The 17,818-nt window shown below is 64.4% G+C and carries 12 protein-coding genes; 6 read left to right on the top strand and 6 right to left on the bottom strand.

Annotated features, from left to right (window positions below):
- Positions 1-355: 355 nt before the first annotated feature.
- Positions 356-3,001: an alanine--tRNA ligase gene (alaS, locus tag DVDV_RS17515; protein ID WP_075355914.1), complete on the bottom strand. Its 2,646-nt coding sequence runs from the start codon at positions 2,999-3,001 to the stop codon at positions 356-358.
- 356 nt (positions 3,002-3,357) lie between these two features.
- Positions 3,358-4,425 carry a recombinase RecA gene (gene recA, locus DVDV_RS17510; RefSeq protein ID WP_075355913.1) on the bottom strand — a complete coding sequence of 356 codons (1,068 nt, stop codon included), beginning with the start codon at positions 4,423-4,425 and terminating at the stop codon, positions 3,358-3,360.
- Between the two features lie 131 nt (positions 4,426-4,556).
- On the opposite strand from recA, the gene DVDV_RS17505 reads away from it, so the two are divergent.
- Entirely contained in the window at positions 4,557-5,624 is a 1,068-nt protein-coding gene (locus tag DVDV_RS17505; RefSeq protein ID WP_075355912.1) for a tRNA(5-methylaminomethyl-2-thiouridylate) methyltransferase, read from the top strand.
- A gap of 153 nt (positions 5,625-5,777) precedes the next feature.
- On the opposite strand, the gene DVDV_RS17500 is transcribed toward DVDV_RS17505, so the two are convergent.
- Positions 5,778-6,437 (bottom strand): HAD family hydrolase, encoded by a 660-nt coding sequence (locus DVDV_RS17500; protein ID WP_075355911.1) that lies wholly within the window; start codon positions 6,435-6,437, stop codon positions 5,778-5,780.
- Between the two features lie 135 nt (positions 6,438-6,572).
- Between DVDV_RS17500 and DVDV_RS17495 the strand changes: the two genes are divergently transcribed.
- The gene (locus tag DVDV_RS17495) at positions 6,573-7,754 is read left to right on the top strand and encodes an NAD(P)/FAD-dependent oxidoreductase (RefSeq protein WP_075355910.1); all 1,182 of its coding nucleotides are present in this window, start codon (positions 6,573-6,575) and stop codon (positions 7,752-7,754) included.
- Positions 7,755-7,767: 13 nt separating this feature from the next.
- Positions 7,768-8,565 (top strand): hypothetical protein, encoded by a 798-nt coding sequence (locus tag DVDV_RS17490; protein WP_075355909.1) that lies wholly within the window; start codon positions 7,768-7,770, stop codon positions 8,563-8,565.
- 515 nt (positions 8,566-9,080) lie between these two features.
- On the opposite strand, the gene DVDV_RS17485 is transcribed toward DVDV_RS17490, so the two are convergent.
- Positions 9,081-10,010 carry a LysM domain-containing protein gene (locus DVDV_RS17485; RefSeq protein WP_075355908.1) on the bottom strand — a complete coding sequence of 310 codons (930 nt, stop codon included), beginning with the start codon at positions 10,008-10,010 and terminating at the stop codon, positions 9,081-9,083.
- A 74-nt stretch (positions 10,011-10,084) separates the two neighbouring features.
- The gene (locus tag DVDV_RS17480; RefSeq protein ID WP_075355907.1) at positions 10,085-11,122 is read right to left on the bottom strand and encodes an OmpA family protein; all 1,038 of its coding nucleotides are present in this window, start codon (positions 11,120-11,122) and stop codon (positions 10,085-10,087) included.
- 337 nt (positions 11,123-11,459) lie between these two features.
- Between DVDV_RS17480 and DVDV_RS17475 the strand changes: the two genes are divergently transcribed.
- Positions 11,460-14,372: an insulinase family protein gene (locus tag DVDV_RS17475; protein ID WP_075355906.1), complete on the top strand. Its 2,913-nt coding sequence runs from the start codon at positions 11,460-11,462 to the stop codon at positions 14,370-14,372.
- A 123-nt stretch (positions 14,373-14,495) separates the two neighbouring features.
- Here the strand turns inward: DVDV_RS17475 and DVDV_RS17470 are convergent, their stop codons facing one another.
- Positions 14,496-14,792, bottom strand: coding sequence for an SH3 domain-containing protein (locus tag DVDV_RS17470; RefSeq protein ID WP_075355905.1), 297 nt, complete (start codon positions 14,790-14,792; stop codon positions 14,496-14,498).
- 113 nt (positions 14,793-14,905) lie between these two features.
- Here DVDV_RS17470 and DVDV_RS17465 point away from each other — a divergent pair, with 113 nt between their 5' ends.
- Both DVDV_RS17465 and glgB read left to right on the top strand, forming a co-directional pair.
- Positions 14,906-15,745, top strand: coding sequence for an MBL fold metallo-hydrolase (locus tag DVDV_RS17465; protein ID WP_075355904.1), 840 nt, complete (start codon positions 14,906-14,908; stop codon positions 15,743-15,745).
- Positions 15,746-15,828: 83 nt separating this feature from the next.
- Positions 15,829-17,751, top strand: coding sequence for a 1,4-alpha-glucan branching protein GlgB (glgB, locus tag DVDV_RS17460; protein ID WP_075355903.1), 1,923 nt, complete (start codon positions 15,829-15,831; stop codon positions 17,749-17,751).
- Positions 17,752-17,818: the final 67 nt, after the last annotated feature.

Genomic DNA, 17,818 nt, shown 5'->3' with positions numbered 1-17,818 from the left:
AAAAGGCCCCAGGCACGCGGTGCCTCCGTCTTCCGGGACAGGCCTCCCGTCGCCCGGAGGGCGCAAAAAAAGGCGGCCCCGGCACGGAACCGCCTTTCTGTCTTGCTCTAAAAATCCCTGATCATCCGCACCGCCCGGCAAACTCACTCCCTGCCCCCAGGAAGGAATTCCAACGGGACGCAGTCCCTTTGGCCGCCGCAACGGTTGTTCCCGGCACGCGCCATTTTGGCTGTCCCGGTCCACCGCCGGCCAACACGGCCAGCCAGCGACGCGACCCATTACAAACGTCTTCCAGTGCAGGGGTCCGGGGGGATCATCCCCCCGGCCGCCGGAGGCATTCTTTCTCTTTTTCCCCTCACTCCCCGGCCACAGCCGCCTTGACCTTGGCAAAGGCTTCGTCGATGCCGGCCGGGTTGGTGCCGCCGGCCTGGGCCATGTCGGGCCGGCCGCCGCCGGAACCACCCACGGCCACGGCCGCGTCCTTGATCAGCACCGGGGCCGTGAACCGGCCGTGCAGGTCTTTGCTCACAGCCACAATGAGGCTGACCTTGCCGCCTTCCTGCTCGGCCGCGATGGCGATGACGCCGGAGGGGAGCTTGCTGCGCAGATCGTCCATGGCCTCGCGAAGCGCCTTGACGCTTGGCGCGTCCACCCGGGCGCACAGAAGCGGCACGCCATTGACCTCTTCCAGGCCGGCCATGAGGTCGCGGCCCTGGCCGGAGGCCAGCTTGGCGGCCAGCTGTTCCTTGTCCTTGCCAAGGGCCTTGATCTCGTCGAGGAGCTTTTTCACCCGGCCGGCCAGTTCGCCCGGCTTGGCCTTGACGGCTTTAAGGGTCTCGTCGAGCTCGCCGCGCATGGCCCGAACATGGTTGAGCGCATTGACGCCCGTGGCCGCCTCGATGCGGCGCGTGCCGGCCGCCACGCCGGACTCGGACAAAATGTAGAAGCTACCGGCCTGTCCGGTGGCCTTGATGTGCGTGCCGCCGCACAGTTCCATGGACACGCCCTGGACATCGACCACACGCACTTCGTCGCCGTATTTCTCGCCGAAAAGGGCGGTCGCCCCCTTGGCCCGGGCCGCCTCGAGGCCAAGGACTTCGGTCACCACCGGGGCATCCAGGAGGATGGCCGCGTTGACCTCGTCCTCCACCCGGGACAGTTCCTCGGCGGTCATGGCCGAGACATGGGAGAAGTCGAACCGCAGCCGGTCGGGCGTCACCAGCGAACCGGCCTGGTTGACGTGGCCGCCAAGGACGTTTTTAAGGGCCTTGTGGAGCAAATGGGTGCAGGTGTGGTTGCGGGCGGAGGCGGCGCGCACGGCGGCGTCCACGGCCAGCTCGGCTTCCTGGTCGAGCAGGATTTCGCCGGTTTTGACCTCGATATGGTGGGCTGTGAGTTCCGTCCCGGCCTTGATTGTGCCAAGGACAGCCACGTCGCCGGTCAGCGTCGTCACCGTGCCCACATCGCCGGCCTGACCGCCGGATTCGCCGTAAAAGGGCGTGACGGCGCAAACCATGTAGCCGGTTTCGCCGGCAACCAGCCGCTCGACGGCCTGCCCCTCGGCGGAAATGAGCGCATTGACCCGGCTTGAGGCCGTCAACTGGTCATAGCCCACGAAACGGGACTTCATACCGGATTCCAACAGCTCCAGGAAAAGCACGGCCGGGTCGGTTTCGCCCGAACCCTTCCAGGCTTTTTTCGCACGGGCCTTCTGCTCGGCCATGGAGGCCTTGTAGCCGGCCTCGTCAGCCGTGATGCCGCGTTTGCCGGCCACGTCGTTGACGATATCCAGGGGGAAGCCGTAGGTGTCGTAGAGCTTGAAGGCGAAGTCGCCGGTGATGACCGTCTCGCCGGCGGCCGTCATGCGGTCGAGCTCTTCGGCCAGGATGGCTAGGCCCTTGTCGAGGGTGACGCCGAAACGCTCCTCTTCCTCGCGCACCACCCGCTCCATGAATTCGCGGCTGGCGACCAGTTCCGGGAAGGCCTCACCCATGACGTCGACCACGACGCCGGCGGTCTTGTAGAGGAACGGATCGGACAGGCCGATGAGTTTCCCAAAGCGCAAGGCCCGGCGAATGAGCCGGCGAAGGACATAGCCCCGGCCCTCGTTGGAGGGCATGACGCCATCGGCCAGGAGAAAGGCCACGGAGCGGCTGTGGTCGCCGATGACGCGAAGGGCCGTGTCGTGCTCGTCGTTGTCGCCGTAGGTGACCCCGGCGATGGTGGCGGCCGAGCTGATGATGGTCTGGAACAGGTCGATGTCGAAATTGGAATGCACGCCCTGGACAACGGCGGCAATGCGCTCCAGGCCCATGCCGGTGTCGATGCTCGGGCGCGGCAGGGACACGCGCTTGCCCGGCTCGATCTGGTCGTACTGCATGAAGACGAGGTTCCAGACTTCCAGGTAGCGGTCGCAGTCGCACTTGCCGATGCCGCAGTCCGGGCCGCAGCCCACAGCCTCGCCCCGATCAAACATGATCTCGGAACAGGGGCCGCAGGGGCCGGTATCGCCCATGGACCAGAAATTGTCCTTTTCGCCCAGGCGGAAGATGCGGTCGTCGGTGAGGCCGGCGATCTTTTTCCACAGCCCGTGGGCCTCGTCGTCGTCGAGGTAGACCGTGGCGTAGAGCCGCGACTTGTCCAGGCCGATGACCTCGGTCAGAAATTCCCAGGCATAGGTGATGGCGTCTTCCTTGAAATAGTCGCCAAAGGAAAAGTTGCCGAGCATCTCAAAAAAAGTGTGGTGACGAGCGGTGCGGCCGACGTTTTCCAGGTCGTTGTGCTTGCCGCCCACGCGCAGGCATTTCTGCGAGGTGGTGGCCCTGGTGTAGCCCGGCTTGTCCTGGCCGAGAAAGACCTTTTTAAACTGGACCATACCGGCGTTGGTGAAAAGAAGCGTCGGGTCTTCGCGCGGCACCAGCGGCGACGACGCCACCACCTGATGTCCCTTGGACGCGAAAAATTCCAGAAACTTGGCGCGAATCTCGGTAGCCGTCATCATTGTTTTTATGCCTCCGCATGGGGATGGAAGACCAAAGGAATCACATCCCCCGCATCTTCCTCGAAAAGTAAAGACGAAGAGCCAGGAGGGGCTTTGCCCCTCCCGGACCCTCCCCATCGGGGGGGATGATCCCCCCGAAACCCCCTCGACGGGGCGGGGTGTCAATTTTAGAACACTGCCTGCACCGTCCGCCGCAGCCTCGGTGCCTTCCGTCAAATATCCGCTTCGCCCGTCCAGTCCGCAACCGACCGGATTGCCAGCCAACTCCCAAAAACCCTTTGAAAGCTTCCCCTTTGCAGGGGTCCGGGGGATCATCCCCCCGGCCGCCGGAGGCACTCTTCCTCTTCTCCCTCTCTCTACATCCCGTCTTCTTCTTCCATCACCTCAGGGGTCGGCGGCGGGGTGTATTCGGCAAAGCCGAGGTGTTCACGCAGCTTGCCTTCGATCTGGTCGCGGATGTCGGTATGTTCCTGCAAAAAGGCCCGGACATTGTCGCGGCCCTGGCCTAAGCGTTCGGAACCATAGGCGAACCAGGAGCCGGATTTGTCCACGATGCCGGCCTCGATGCCCATGTCGATGAGTTCGCCTTCGCGGGACACGCCGGTGCCGTAGAGGATATCGAACAGGGCTTCGCGAAACGGCGGGGCGACCTTGTTCTTGACCACCTTGACCCGGCAGCGGCTGCCGTAGGTTTCTTCCTTGTCCTTAAGGGTCTGGATGCGGCGGATGTCCAGGCGGATGCTGGCGTAAAACTTGAGCGCGTTGCCGCCGGTGGTGGTTTCCGGGCTGCCGTAGCCGGTCATGCCGATCTTCATGCGGATCTGGTTGATGAAAATGACCGACGTGTTGGATTTGTGAATGGTGCCGGTGAGTTTGCGCATGGCATGGGACATGAGCCGGGCCTGTCCGCCGACTTGCGTTTCGCCCATCTCGCCTTCGAGTTCGGCCTGGGGAATAAGGGCGGCCACTGAGTCGATGACCACCACGTCCACGGCGCTTGAGCGCACGAGCAGATCGGCGATGTCCAGGGCCTGTTCGCCGTAGTCGGGCTGGGAAATCAGCAGTTCCGGGGTGTTGACGCCAAGGCGCCGGGCGTAGTTGACGTCCAGGGCGTGTTCGGCGTCGATGAAGGCGGCCGTGCCGCCGAGTTTTTGGGATTCGGCAATGATGTGCAGGGCAAGTGTTGTTTTACCCGAGGATTCCGGGCCGTAAATTTCAGTGATGCGGCCCTTGGGGATGCCGCCGATACCCAGGGCCAGATCGAGGCCGATGGAACCGGTGGGAATGGAAGCAATTTTTACATGGGCCGAATCTTCCAGACGCATGACAGCGCCCGCCCCGTGCTTGCGTTCGATGGTGGTGAGCGCGGTGGCGAGGGCTTCGTTGCGAAAATCTTCGGGGCTTAACGCGGGCTTACGGGCCATATCGCCATGCTCCTGGCGTTGATTGTTGGGGCACAAAGGAGAACACTTAGCAAAAAGCCTGCCGCCCGGCAACTTCGATGGCGTCCCTCACCCCCTTGCCACGACGGCCCGGAGGCTTTAGCTACGCCCCTATGAAACCATACCACGCACTGGCCCTTTTCTCCGGGGGCCTCGACAGCATACTGGCCGCCAAGACCATCGCCGCCCAGGGACTTCGGGTCCTTGGCCTGCACTTCGTCAGCCCATTTTTCGGCAAACCGCACAAGATCGAGCATTGGAAAGCCATCTACGGCCTGGACATCATCCCGGTGGATGTGTCCGAGGCCTACGTCAACATGCTCTCGGCCGGCCCGGACCACGGCCTTGGCAAGTGCTTGAATCCCTGCATCGATTGCAAGGTGCTCATGCTGCGCCGGGCCAAGGAGATGCTTAGCGAGTATGGCGCGACCTTCCTCATTTCCGGCGAAGTGGTCGGCCAGCGGCCCATGTCCCAGCGGGTGGATGCGCTCAATATCATCCTGCGCGACTCCGGCACCAAGGGCATCCTGCTGCGGCCGCTGTGTGCCAAGCGGCTGGCCGAAACCGAGCCGGAAACCTCGGGGTTGGTTAACCGGGAAAAACTGTTCGGCATGAACGGCCGGGGGCGCAAGGACCAACTCGATCTGGCCGATGTCTATGGCCTCAAGGAAATTCCCACCCCGGCCGGCGGCTGCCTGCTGACCGAACAGGCCTCGGCCCGGCGGTTTTTGCCGCTTTTCCTGCACAGCACTGCGCCCCGGCCGGCGGATTTCGATCTGGCCAACATCGGCCGGCAATACTGGGCCGGGGAGCATTGGATGGCCATTGGCCGCAACCGGGCCGACAACGACGCCCTGGAGGCCCTGGTCGGCCCGGACGATATGCTCTTTAAAGTGCGCGACCTGCCGGGGCCGCTGGCGTTGTCCCGTCGCCTGCCCGGCGCGGTCTGGGACGACGCGGCCGTCATCGACGCGGCCGCGTTCATGGCCTCGTTTAATCCCAAGGCCAAGGCCATCGCCGGCCCGGTGCGGGTGGATGTGGCCGGCTGGTCCCGAGGCTCGGTCATCGTCACCCCCTCGCGCCAGACAACCCTCCCCTGGGCCGAGCCGACCTGGGAGGAAGTGGTGGAACGCAAACGCGAGCGCTTCAAGGTCTGCGGCGACGGCCGCGGTGCGCAGTAAACGAGCCGGGTCGCTCGACAGCGCCGGCAACGCCACCGGGCCCGCACATTGCTGGTCCCGCCGCCATCCCCATTACCAGAGGTCCGGGGGGATAATCCCCCGGCGGGGCTTGGGGCAGCGCCCCGATTTGCCTTTCTTTTTGTGCCTTTGCCGTTATTGCAGCATAGCCACCAAGGCTGCCACGTCGTCGGCCAGGTAATCCGGGTCGTGACGGGCCAGATCGGCCAGGGATATGCGGCCGCTGGCCAGGGCGGCGGTTCGGGTGCCGGCGGCCTTGCCGGTGGCCACGTCCATGGGATGGTCGCCGACCATGAGCGCCCGGGCAGGCGGCACGTCCAGCACGGCCAGGGCGTCGAGGAGATGGCGGGGATCGGGCTTGACGTGGCGGGCGTCGTCGCGGGCCAGGATCACCCCGGCAAAATCGGCAGCATCGGGAAAGACGATATCCACAGCAGCCCGGCAGTTGCGGGTGATGATGCCGACCTTGGTTCCGGCCCGGGCCAGGGCGGCCAGGGCCGGGCGGGTGGCGTCGAAAATCCGGGCGGCGCGGGCGGCCTCGATTTCCTGGTCCATGATGGCCCGGGCGGCAAACAGCTCAAAACGGGCAGCGGCCTCGGCCGAATCCCGGCCGATGGCCGCAGACAGAAACCGGACATATTCCAGGGCAGGCAGGCCGTTTGGCGTCGGCACGTCCGGCAGAAAGACCGCGGCCACGCGGCCGACGCGGGCCTTCATGGCCGTGAAATCCAGAACCAGTTCGGCCAGGGTGCCGTCGAAATCGAACACGGCCGCGTCAAACAGGGGCTTTTGCATCACGAATTGACCTTGCTGGCGGATTGCCCGCCGGGCGCGTCACAGGTATGATCCCTCTTTGTAGACGGGGCACCGCCCCTTGGCAACCAACGGGCCCGGTCCTGTGCCGCCGCAACCTGTAGCCGCAAAACCCCCATGATTGAAACCCACGATGTGATCATTGTCGGAGCCGGCCCGGCCGGGTCCACCGCCGCCCATGTGCTGGCCCGCAAGGGCGTGCGCGTCCTGGTGCTGGACAAGGCCGAATTCCCCCGCGACAAGCTGTGCGCCGGACTGCTCACCTGGAAGGCCGTGGATGTGCTGGAACGGGTTTACGGCGAGACGGCCGACGGGCTCCTGGCGTCGGGAGTGTTCAACGCCGCCCAACCCGGCTACGCCATCCGTTTTCGCGATCGCATCATTGCCAGCGGCGAGACGTTTTATCCCTTTCATTTCACCAGCCGCCGGGTGTTTGACAAGCATCTGCTCGATCAGGCCGTCCGGGCCGGGGCCGACGTGCGCCTGGGCCAGCACGTCGCCTTTGTCGATCCCCTGGCCGGGGTGGTGCGACTCGATGACGGCCAGGAATTTCGCGGCCGCTACGTCATCGGCTGCGACGGCGCTGCCAGCTTGGTGCGCCGGGCCTGCCCCTTTGACAGCGCGGCCTGGAAGGCCGGCATGGGCGGAGCGCTGGAATTTTCCCTGTCCCGCACCGATCCGCTTCTGGCCGGGGCGGTCCATGCCGACCTTGCCGCCGCCCATCCCACGGTTTATGCCGGATTCCTGCGGGCCGGCTACGGCTGGGTCTTTCCCCACGCCGACCGGCTCATCATCGGCATCGGCGGCCACAGCGCCCGCCACGGCCGGGAATTTCGGGCCAAACTGCGGGAATTCGTCACCTTCCTCGGACTGCCCGCCAGTCTGGCCGATGCAGCCAAAGGCCACGGGCTGCCCTATGGCAACTACATCAAAACCCCCTGGCACGGCCGCACCCTGCTCGCCGGCGACGCGGCCGGGCTGGTCGAGACGCTTTTTGGCGAAGGCATCTACTACGCCCTGCGAAGCGGCGAACTGGCCGGCGAGGCGGTCTGCGCCGCGCTGACCCGCAACGCCGATCCAGCCCTGGTCTACGGCCAGGGGCTTAACCGCGACATCCTGCCGGAACTCATCTGGTCGCACCGGCTGCGCCGGGTGCTCTACGCCAGCCAGTCCTGGGGCTTCCTGCCGCTGTTGTGCTTTGTCCGCTGCGGCGGACGGCTCTTTGGCGAAATGGTCCACGGCCTGCGCTCCTACCGGCTGCTGCTGCCCCGAGCCAAAGGACCGGCCCTGCACCCATAACCTCCGAGGACGTATGGCCCGACACGACGCCTCCCGTGCGCGACAGGACCTGTCCGGCAATGACCACCGGGGAGCGTTTGCGGCCTGCCGCCGCCTGCTGCCCCTTGTCCTTTGCTGCCTGCTGGCGCTGCTGGCCGGCTGCGCCGCCAAGGGCAAGACCGGCGACGCCCCCAAACCCACGGGCTTCGACTCGGCCGACGCCAAAAATGTCCACGATTTCATTGCCCGCTATCCCGACATTGCCGCCAGCGGCGACGGCAAGGCCATGCTGCGCCTGTTAACCGAGGACGCCCGCTACGTGCCGCTTTTAGGCAACGCCATACGCCCCATCCGCGGCGGCGAACTGCCCAAACAGCTCCCCGCCGTCATGGCCGAGGAAAAGCGGCTGGGCCTGCGCCTGAGTTGGCGCGAACCCATGGACATCCAGGCCAAGGGTGAAAAGGCCAGTGTGCGGGTGGTGGCCGATCTGGCCTGGAACCAGTCCGGACAGGCAAAACAAGCGGTCATGAGCTGTTATTTCGGGCTGGTGCGCGACGAAAACCTGCTGTGGAAGATCAAGGAATTTCACGGCGAACCAGTGGGACCGGATTTCCGGCTGCCGGCCAAGAACCCGAATCTCAAACCTCTGCCGGCCCGCGATGCGCCGCACAAACCAGCCAAGGGCAAGCGCGTCATCAAGGGTGAACCGCCCAAGCCAGCACCGGCAGCCAAGCCGGCCCCGCAGCCCCAGGCCCAGCCGCAACCCGAAGCGGCGCCGCCGTCCGACGGAACAATCGTACCAATGCACGACGTCCCGAAACCGCTTTTTTAGGGTGAAAAAAAGCATTGAGAGAAGAGGAAGAATGCCTCCGGCGGCCGGGGGGATGATCCCCCCGGACCCCTGCAATGGGTTAAGGGGGACGGGGGTGCCGTGGCGATGGGCAGGTGTGGGAGAAGAAATTGCTTTTGGGCGGGCAAAGCAGCCCAGTTGAGATTAACGAAAACCACCGTTGCTCCGGCTGCCGGGGGTGATCCCCCGGACCCCTGCCAAAAGGGCCGTTTTTCCACCGGGCTGGTGCTGGCTGACAACCTCATCGGCTTTTCTAGGGCAACTTTCTCGTATCGACCCGGCAGCGCGCCCGGTCCATTCAAACGCACCCCAGAAGGGATTCCAAAGGGCATCGCCCTTTGGCCGCCGCGGCGCTCTTCCCGCTTCTCGCACTCCCCGGCCGCCAGAGGCATTTCCCCTCTCCCACTTGTGCGTGCCCCTCCCGTGCCCTACCGCGCGCTCCATTAAAAAAGCCCCCCGGACCGCAGTCCAGGGGGCTTTGCCATGAAATCGAGCCGCTAGCGCCAGGCTTTGGCCTTGCCGGAATAGCTGAAAATCTCGCGAATGGCTTCGTCTTTTTCCGTCCAGGGGCCGCGCAGGGCCGCTTCCTTGGTCGGACCCACCGACGTGTACACGCGTTGGGTGTAGGTGATGTGGCCGACATAGGGCGTGTGGTCGTACTCGACCCGCTTGACCTCAGCCCCGAGCGAATCGCGGATGATGACGCGGTAGGAGGCTTCCCACTGGCTGCCGGACTGGCGGATTTTCTTGTTCTGGGCCGTGCCGACGCCGAGGCGGTCGAGTTCGTCGATCCATTTCTGGGCATAGCGCCAGAACTCGTCGCGAATCGGCTGGGGCACGTCGGTGGTGTTGCCGATGACGCCGACCTTGCCGAAGGAGGCCCGCATCTTGTCGCTGACTTCGACAGTCGGGGACGGGACAGCCACCGGCTCGTCCTTGCCCTTTTTGCCTTTCTTGCCTTTGACCGGCTTTTCCTCGACCACGCCGGGGTCCATGGCTTCCTTGCCTCCGGCCTTGCGGGCCGCGGCGTCGGGCTTGACGACTTCCGGGGCGGGAGCGGCGGCCAGGGGGGCGGGCGTCTTGGCCTCGGCTTTGGCGGCCGGCGCAGGCGCGGCTGCGGAGGCGGCCGGCGCAGGGGCCGGTGCAGCGGTTTTTCCGGGAATGGTGAGGGTCTGGCCGGCTTTGAGCTTTTTGGCGTCAGCCAGTCCGTTTGCCGCAAGCAGTGTTTTGGCGTCCACACCGAATTTTTTGGCGATGACAGCCACGGAATCGCCCTTTTCGACCTTGTAGGTCAGGGGCTTGGGCTGTTCGACGACAATTTTCGGGGCAGGCCCGTCAGCAGGATAGATGGATAATCCGGCGGAAGCCACGCTGGTTACGGCGAAAATCAGGAGAGCGAGGGAGACGAGGGTCTTGGAGGTGGGCATGGGGTGTTCTCTCCGATCAAAATACAAGGCCAGACGCCCCGAGGGGCGTCTGGCCAGTGAGACTGGAGTCTCAACTACATGGACTTGAACTTGATGACGCAGCGACGGTTCAGAGCGCGGCCCTGAGCGGTCTTGTTGGTGGCGACCGGGTCGGACTCACCGAAGCTGATGGTCTCGATGCGGCTCGAATCAATGCCCTTCTTGACGAAGAAAGCCTTGACGGAGTCGGCGCGGCGCTGACCAAGCTTCATGTTGTACTGCTCGGAGCCGATGGAGTCGGTGTGGCCTTCAAGGACGACCTTCATGCCGGTCTTCGACTTGATGATGGCGGTGCCTTCTTCAAGAACGGGCACGAACTCGGGCTTGATGTTGTACTTGTCGAAGTCGAAGTAGATGCTGCGGAAGACGACGATTTCGTCTTCGATCCACTCGTACAGAGCGCACTCAAGGAATCTTTCGCGGGCGGCTTCGTTACGAAGCAGCTCTTCGCCAAGCTCGATGCAGTTGCACTTGCCCAGAGCGGCAATGGCCTTCAGAACCTGCTGGCCATGCTTGCTGTCGGACAGGTCGATGATGTAGAAGCACAGGTTGTCGCCGTACTTGGCCTTCAGGGACTGGGCAACGGCCACGGGGTCGATGCCGCAGTTGGAATCGCCGTCAGAGAAGATGAACACGCCGGTCTTTCCGGAAAGGGTGGAAAGGGGCAGCTTGTCCAGATCTTCCAGGCCCTGACCCATGGGGGTCATGCGGCCGTAGACGGTGTAGTCGGTCACGATCTTTTCGATAGCCGGAGCCATGGTGGCCTGCTTGAACGGGGCCATCGCGGCGTACTCTTTGTACGGGGCGAAGGTGTACAGACCGGCCTTGTAGCCAAGCTCGGGGGTCATCTTGTTGAGTTCACGGGCCAGGGACTTGGCCATCATGATCTTGGAGACGCCGCCAAACTGCACATAACGCTGTCCCTTGTAGGAAAACGCCATGGAGCTGGAGTGGTCGATAAAATAAATGAAGTTATCGACCTTCGGGACCTGCTTTTTCGCCATAGCCGGGCCGCTGAAGCCCAGCAGCAGGGCGACCAGGGCCACCAATAAAACTTGCAATTTCTTGTTCATAACTCCCTCCTCGGAGATGTGAATGAGATCACCCTTGCCAAAAGAATCACCCTCAGTAGTCTAGAACGGGAATTCCCCGCCCGTGTGGGCGAGGCGTCCCCAGCCCCTCAAGTCGCTTAATTCGTTGGAATTAACGAGATTTGAGGCGCTTCCCTCTGTTCTCCAGTTAAAATATAGTTCATTTTTCTCCCAGGCGCAAGTGGATGCGCCCCGTTTCCTCTGCCGCAGGCCGATTCGTCCCCGGCCGGTTCGTGCCTATAGCATATTTTTCCTGAGTGTGTACAAAAAAACCTCGCCGGCCATGTCCCGGCAGGTAACGACCAACGCAGGAGCCACGATGTCCCGAAACCATGGTTTTTCCGTCCTTCGCGACGAATCCCTCGACGAATACGCTGCCCGGGCAATAGTGCTGCGCCACGACCGCACCGGGGCCCAACTCCTTTCCCTTGTCCTGGATGACGCCAACAAGGTCTTTGGCGCAGCCTTTCGCACGCCGCCCGAGTGCTCCACCGGAGTTCCCCATATCCTTGAACATTCCGTATTGTGCGGCTCACGCAAATACCCGGTCAAGGAGCCCTTTGTCGAACTGCTCAAAGGCTCGCTCAATACCTTTTTAAACGCCTTCACCTACCCCGACAAAACCTGCTATCCCGTGGCCTCGACCAATCTCCGGGATTTTTACAACTTGGTGGACGTCTACCTCGACGCGGTCTTTTTCCCGCGCATCCCCCGGGCCGTCTTTCTCCAGGAGGGCTGGCATTTCGAATGGAACCCGGCCGGCGAACTGATTCGCAGCGGCGTGGTCTTTAATGAAATGAAGGGCGTGTATTCCTCGCCCGATTCGGTCCTGGGCGAATTTTCCCAGCGCCTGCTCTTTCCCGACACCACCTACGGCGTCGATTCCGGCGGCGACCCCAGGGTCATCCCCAGCCTCACCTACGAGGCCTTCAAGGCCTTTCACGACACCTATTATCATCCGTCCAACAGCCGGTTCTTTTTTTCCGGCGACGACGATCCCACCGAACGCCTGCGCCTTCTTGACGACTATCTGGGCCGTTTCGAGGCCCGGCCGGCCTCCGCTTCCGTAGCCCGCCAGCAGCCCTTTGCCGCGCCCAAGGTCGTGGAAATGCCCTATGCCGCCGCCCCGGGACAGGCCGACCGGGCCTTTGTCACCGTCAACTGGCTGCTCCCTGACGTGGCCGACCAGGATCTGGTCATGGTCTTTGATGTCCTGGAGCATGTCCTGATCGGCCTGCCGTCCTCACCGCTGCGAAAGGTCCTGCTCGACAGCGGCCTGGGCGAGGATCTGGCCGGCGGCGGACTCGAATCCGAACTGCGCCAGATGTTTTTCTCGGTCGGCTTGAAGGGCATCAAGCCCGGCACGTCGGCCCAGGTGGAGCAACTCATCGTTGACACGCTCACCCGTCTGGCCGCCGAAGGCCTGCCGGCCGACGCCGTGGAGGCCGGGGTCAACGCCCTGGAATTTTCCCTGCGGGAAAACAACACCGGGTCGTTCCCGCGCGGGCTGTCCATGATGCTGCGCGCCCTGACCACCTGGCTGCATGATGGCGATCCGCTCACGCCCCTGCGTTTTTCCGGACCGCTTGGCCGCTTGAAAGCCCGTCTGGCTGCTGGCGAGCGGGTGCTGGAAGACGCCCTGCGCCTGTGGCTGCTGGACAATCCCCACCGCGTATCCCTGACCCTGGCCCCGGACACCGAACTCGACACGAAACGTCTGGCCGAGGAAAAAGCCGAACTGGCCGCCGTGGCCGCGGCCCTCGACGAGGCCGGCCGCACCGCCATCGAGGCCGACCTTGGCCTGTTGCGCCAGTTCCAGGACACGCCCGACACAGCCGAGGATCTGGCCAAAATCCCCAGTCTGGCCCTGGCCGACCTGCCCCGGGACGAAACGCCCATTCCCCAGCGCATCGTTGCCGCCGGCAAGGCCGAGCTGTTGCTCCATCCCCTGGAAACCTCGGGCATTGCCTACATTGATCTGGCCTTTCCCCTGGCCGGCGTGCCGGACCATCTGGTGCCGCTGGTGCCGCTTTTCGGCCGGGCGCTTTTGGAACTGGGCACCGAACGCTATGACGCCGTGACCCTGACCCGGCGCATCGCGGCCAAAACCGGCGGCATTTCCCGCGAGGTTCTGGTGGCCGGGCTGGTGGACGCCGGCCCTGACATCGTGGCTGCCCGGCTGGTGCTGCGGGCCAAGGCCACAGTGGAGAAAACCCCGGAACTCTACGATATCCTGGAAGAAATCCTTACAAAAACTGACTTCGGCAACCGCGAGCGGTTCACCCAGATGGCGGTGGAGGCCAAGTCGCGCCTGGAGCGGCGGCTGGCCCCGGCCGGCCATGCCACGGCCGGTTCCCGGCTGCGCGCCCGCTACACCCTGGCCGGAGCCACGGGCGAGCGGCTGCGCGGCGTGTCCCAGCTGTTCTATTTACGCGAACTGGTGGGCCGCCTGGGTGACGACTACGCCGGCGTTCGCCGCGACCTGGAAACCCTGCGCGACCTGATCCTGACCCAAAGCGGTGCCATGGCCGGGCTGACCGTGTCCGAAGCGGCCATGCCGGCCATGGAACACGCCCTGGCCGCCTTCCTGGCCGGCCTGCCGGCCGGCACGGTCGCGCCAAAGGCCTGGACCCGCCCGGTCCTGGCCGCGGCCGAAGGCATCGCCATCCCGGCCCAGGTCCATTATGTCGGCGTCGGACTCGACCTGACCCCCACCGGCTGGACCTTTGACGGCGCGGATCTGGTGGCCAGCCGCTACCTGCGCATGGCCTACCTGTGGGACCGGGTGCGGGTGCGCGGCGGCGCCTACGGTGCGTTTTGCTCCCTGGACCGCATCGCCGGCCAGGCCGTCTTCGTTTCCTACCGCGACCCCAACACCGAGGCCACCATCGAGATCTTCCGGCAGGCCGGACGCTATCTCATGGACGCGGACTTCTCTGACGAAGAGATGACCCGGGCCGTGATCGGGGCCATCGGCGACATTGATGCCCACATGCTGCCCGACGCCAAGGGCCATGTCGCCCTGGCCCGGCGGCTGACCGGCGACACGGCCGAGCGTCGGGCCGCCCTGCGCGCCCAGGTGCTTGGCGCGGGCATGGCCCGCTTCCGGCAATACGGCGAGGCGCTCAACGCCGCGGCCGAAAACGCTGCCGTGGTGGTGCTGGGGCCGGCCCCGTCCCTGGACGCCCTGGGCACGGCAGTGCCCGGCCTTTCCCGCCTCGACGTGCTGTAAGGCCCGGCCGCCGGCTGTCTGGCCGGATACGGCTCCCAGGCACACGGCGGCACCCGACAACGCAAGAGCCGGGCGGAGACAATCCGCCCGGCTCTTGTGTTGTCCGGTGTGCCTGAAAAATGCTTACGGATTGCGCAGATAGCGGGCATCCATCCAGCCCGTGGCCCCGGATTCCAGCAGGGTCACGCGAGCCCAGCCGCTTTGGTATTCATACACCCGCACAGCCTGGCCGCGAAACACCACGGTGCGCACATCGCAACTCGTGGACGGGCAGCTGCGGATGTACACCGACTCGACGCTGACCACCCGGACATAGCCGGCAGCCGGCGGCGGCGTCAGATCGATGGAGACGCTGCAGCCGATGCTGGCGACGGCAAGCAGCAGGAACAGGGCAAAGGCCGGCAACAGACGCATTCTCATACAGTTCCCCTTCTGCAACAGAGCATGGATTTTCTTCAACAATGTGCCTGATGTCCGGTGCCTTGTCCAGGAATACCTTGACTTTTGCGGCAAGTTGGGTCCACTCGGCGTCCATGAAGCTCACCGTCCTTATTGACAACAACACGCTCACCGACAGCTATTTGCTCGGCGAGCCGGCCTTGTCGCTCTATATGGAGGAGGGTGGAGCCAGCGTGCTTCTCGATTGCGGCTATTCCGACGCAGCCAGCCGCAACGCCTCGCGGCTTGGCATCGATCTGGCCGCCATCGACACCGTGGCCCTGTCCCATGGCCACAACGACCACACCTGGGGCCTTGTGCCGCTCATGGCCTGCCTGGCCGAAAAGGCCGCCACCGGCGCTCCCGGGCGAAAGCCCCGGCTGGTGGCCCATCCCGAGGCCCTGGCCCCGCGCCAGATCGCTCCCGGCGAACCCATCGGATCGCTGCTTGGCCGCGAAGCCCTGGAACAGTGCTTTACCGTCACCCTGTCCCGCGAGCCTGTGCAACTCACCGACCGGCTGCTTTTTTTGGGCGAAATCCCCCGCCTGCTCCCTTTTGAGACCGCCCGGCCCATCGGGCAGCGCCACGGCCCCCAGGGCCTCGTGCCCGACGAACTGCCCGACGACACCGCCCTGGCCTATTGCGGCGGCGACGGGCTGGTCATCATCACCGGCTGTTCCCACGCCGGCATCTGCAACATCACCGAACATGCCCGCCGCGTCACCGGCCTGCGCCGGGTGGCCGCCATCATCGGCGGACTGCACCTGCTCGCCCCGGACCCGGCGCTGTTTGCCGCCACGGCCGACTACCTGAAGCGGACCGGCCTGGCCGCCCTCTACCCCTGCCACTGCACCGGTCTGGCCGCCAAACTGGCGCTGGCCAAGACCCTTCCCCTCCATGACGTCGGCTCCGGGCTTCGTCTCTCTTTCTCCTGAATTTTCCCTGCGTTGCCCCAAGACGCCGTTTGGCTTATAGTATCCGGGCCGGCCACGGCCTGTGCCGGTCCAAGGAGTCTTGCATGTGGGACGTCACCTCGCCTCGACACGATATCTCGCGCTTAACCGACCACGATATCTACCTGTTTAAGCAGGGGAACCATTTCGATCTGCCGGACAAGCTCGGCTCGGCCCTCATGACCGTGGACGGCCAGCCCGGCACCCATTTCGCGGTCTGGGCGCCCAACGCCAAAGCCGTCTCCGTGGTCGGCGATTTCAACGGCTGGGAACCCGAACGCCATCCCATGGCCGTGCGCCACGACGCCTCGGGCATCTACGAATGCTTCATCCCGGGCCTGGGCAAAGGCGCGCACTACAAGTACCACATCACCTCGGGCGTGGGCGACTACCGGGCCGACAAGGGCGACCCCTTTGCCTTCTACTGGGAAACCTCGCCCAATACCGCTTCCATCGTCTGGGACCTCGACCACGACTGGAACGATGCCCAGTGGATGGCCGCGCGCAAGGAGAAAAACGGCTTCGCCGCCCCCATCTCCATCTACGAAGTCCACCTCGGCTCGTTTCGCCGCGTCCACGAAGACCGCTACCGCTCCCTGTCCTATATCGAGATGGCCGACCACCTGACCGAACACGTGCTGCGGGCCGGCTTTTCCCATGTCGAATTCCTGCCCATCATGGAGCACCCCTTCTTCGGCTCCTGGGGCTACCAGACCCTGGGCTACTTCGCCCCGACCAGCCGCTTCGGCACGCCCCAGGATTTCATGACGCTCATCGACCGGCTGCACCAAAACGGCATCGGCGTGGTCCTCGACTGGGTTCCCTCCCACTTCCCGGCCGACGGTTACGGCCTGTCCTTTTTCGACGGCACCCACCTCTTTGAGCACGCCGATCCCCGCAAGGGCTACCACCCGGACTGGAACTGTTACATCTTCAACACCGGCCGCTTCGAAGTCCGGGCCTTTCTCATCTCAAGCGCGCTTTTCTGGCTCAAAAACTACCATATCGACGCCATCCGCGTGGACGCCGTGGCCTCCATGCTCTACCTCGACTACTCCCGCCGCGACGGCGAATGGATTCCCAACATCCACGGCGGCCGCGAGAATCTCGAAAATATCGAATTCTTGCGCCGCTTGAATGAAATGACCTACACCCGCTTCCCGGACACCGAAACCATTGCCGAGGAATCCACCTCCTGGCCCATGGTCTCGCGCCCGCCCTATCTCGGGGGCCTCGGGTTCGGCATGAAATGGAACATGGGCTGGATGCACGACACCCTGGCCTATTTCGCCTACGACCCCATCTTTCGCAAATACCACCACGGCCAGCTCACCTTTGCCATCTGGTACGCCTTCACGGAAAATTTCGTCCTGGCCCTGTCCCACGACGAAGTCGTCTACGGCAAAGGCAGCCTGCTCTCCAAAATGCCCGGCGACGACTGGCGGCGCTTTGCCAACCTGCGCCTGCTCTACGGATTCATGTACGGCCATCCCGGCAAGAAACTGCTCTTCATGGGCGGCGAATTCGGCCAATGGCAGGAATGGAACCACGACGCGGAACTGCAATGGGAACTCCTCGAGTCCCCGCCCCACCAGGGCATCCTGCAATGGGTGGCCGACTTGAACCGCCTCTATCGCAACGAAACCGCCCTGCACGAACGCGACTTCAAGGCCGAAGGCTTCGAGTGGATCGATTACCGCGACGCCGAAGCCAGCGTCCTGGCCTTCCTGCGACACGGCAAAACCCCCGGCGACATGGTGCTCGTGGTGCTCAATTTCACCCCGGTCCCCCGCGAAAACTACCGCGTCGGCGTGCCCACCCCGGGCCTTTGGCGCGAACTCTTAAACAGCGACGCCCGAATCTACGGCGGCTCGGAACTCGGCAACGCCGGGGCCGTCATGGCCGAGAATATCGGCAGTTTCGAGCGCCCCTATTCCCTGACCCTGACCCTGCCGCCCCTTGGCGCCGTGTTTTTAAAGCCGGCGTAGGAGGATAATCGGGGCGCTGCCCCGAACCCCGCCGGGACGCCGTCCCGACCCTGGCAGGGCGCTGCCC

The organism is Desulfovibrio sp. DV (assembly GCF_001936595.1).
Taxonomy (GTDB): Bacteria; Desulfobacterota; Desulfovibrionia; order Desulfovibrionales; family Desulfovibrionaceae; genus Solidesulfovibrio.
Note: the sequence above shows the minus strand (reverse complement) of the source record. Positions and strands in the feature narration are given on the sequence as shown.

Excerpts from the sequence above, each read along its gene's own strand:
- DVDV_RS17500 (WP_075355911.1), bottom strand. The coding sequence starts at position 6,437 with ATGCAAAAGCCCCTGTTTGACGCGGCCGTGTTCGATTTCGACGGCACC.
- glgB (WP_075355903.1), top strand. The coding sequence starts at position 15,829 with ATGTGGGACGTCACCTCGCCTCGACACGATATCTCGCGCTTAACCGAC.
- DVDV_RS17465 (WP_075355904.1), top strand. The coding sequence starts at position 14,906 with ATGAAGCTCACCGTCCTTATTGACAACAACACGCTCACCGACAGCTAT.
- alaS (WP_075355914.1), bottom strand. The coding sequence starts at position 3,001 with ATGATGACGGCTACCGAGATTCGCGCCAAGTTTCTGGAATTTTTCGCG.
- DVDV_RS17470 (WP_075355905.1), bottom strand. The coding sequence starts at position 14,792 with ATGAGAATGCGTCTGTTGCCGGCCTTTGCCCTGTTCCTGCTGCTTGCC.
- DVDV_RS17505 (WP_075355912.1), top strand. The coding sequence starts at position 4,557 with ATGAAACCATACCACGCACTGGCCCTTTTCTCCGGGGGCCTCGACAGC.
- recA (WP_075355913.1), bottom strand. The coding sequence starts at position 4,425 with ATGGCCCGTAAGCCCGCGTTAAGCCCCGAAGATTTTCGCAACGAAGCC.
- DVDV_RS17490 (WP_075355909.1), top strand. The coding sequence starts at position 7,768 with ATGGCCCGACACGACGCCTCCCGTGCGCGACAGGACCTGTCCGGCAAT.
- DVDV_RS17480 (WP_075355907.1), bottom strand. The coding sequence starts at position 11,122 with ATGAACAAGAAATTGCAAGTTTTATTGGTGGCCCTGGTCGCCCTGCTG.
- DVDV_RS17495 (WP_075355910.1), top strand. The coding sequence starts at position 6,573 with ATGATTGAAACCCACGATGTGATCATTGTCGGAGCCGGCCCGGCCGGG.
- DVDV_RS17475 (WP_075355906.1), top strand. The coding sequence starts at position 11,460 with ATGTCCCGAAACCATGGTTTTTCCGTCCTTCGCGACGAATCCCTCGAC.
- DVDV_RS17485 (WP_075355908.1), bottom strand. The coding sequence starts at position 10,010 with ATGCCCACCTCCAAGACCCTCGTCTCCCTCGCTCTCCTGATTTTCGCC.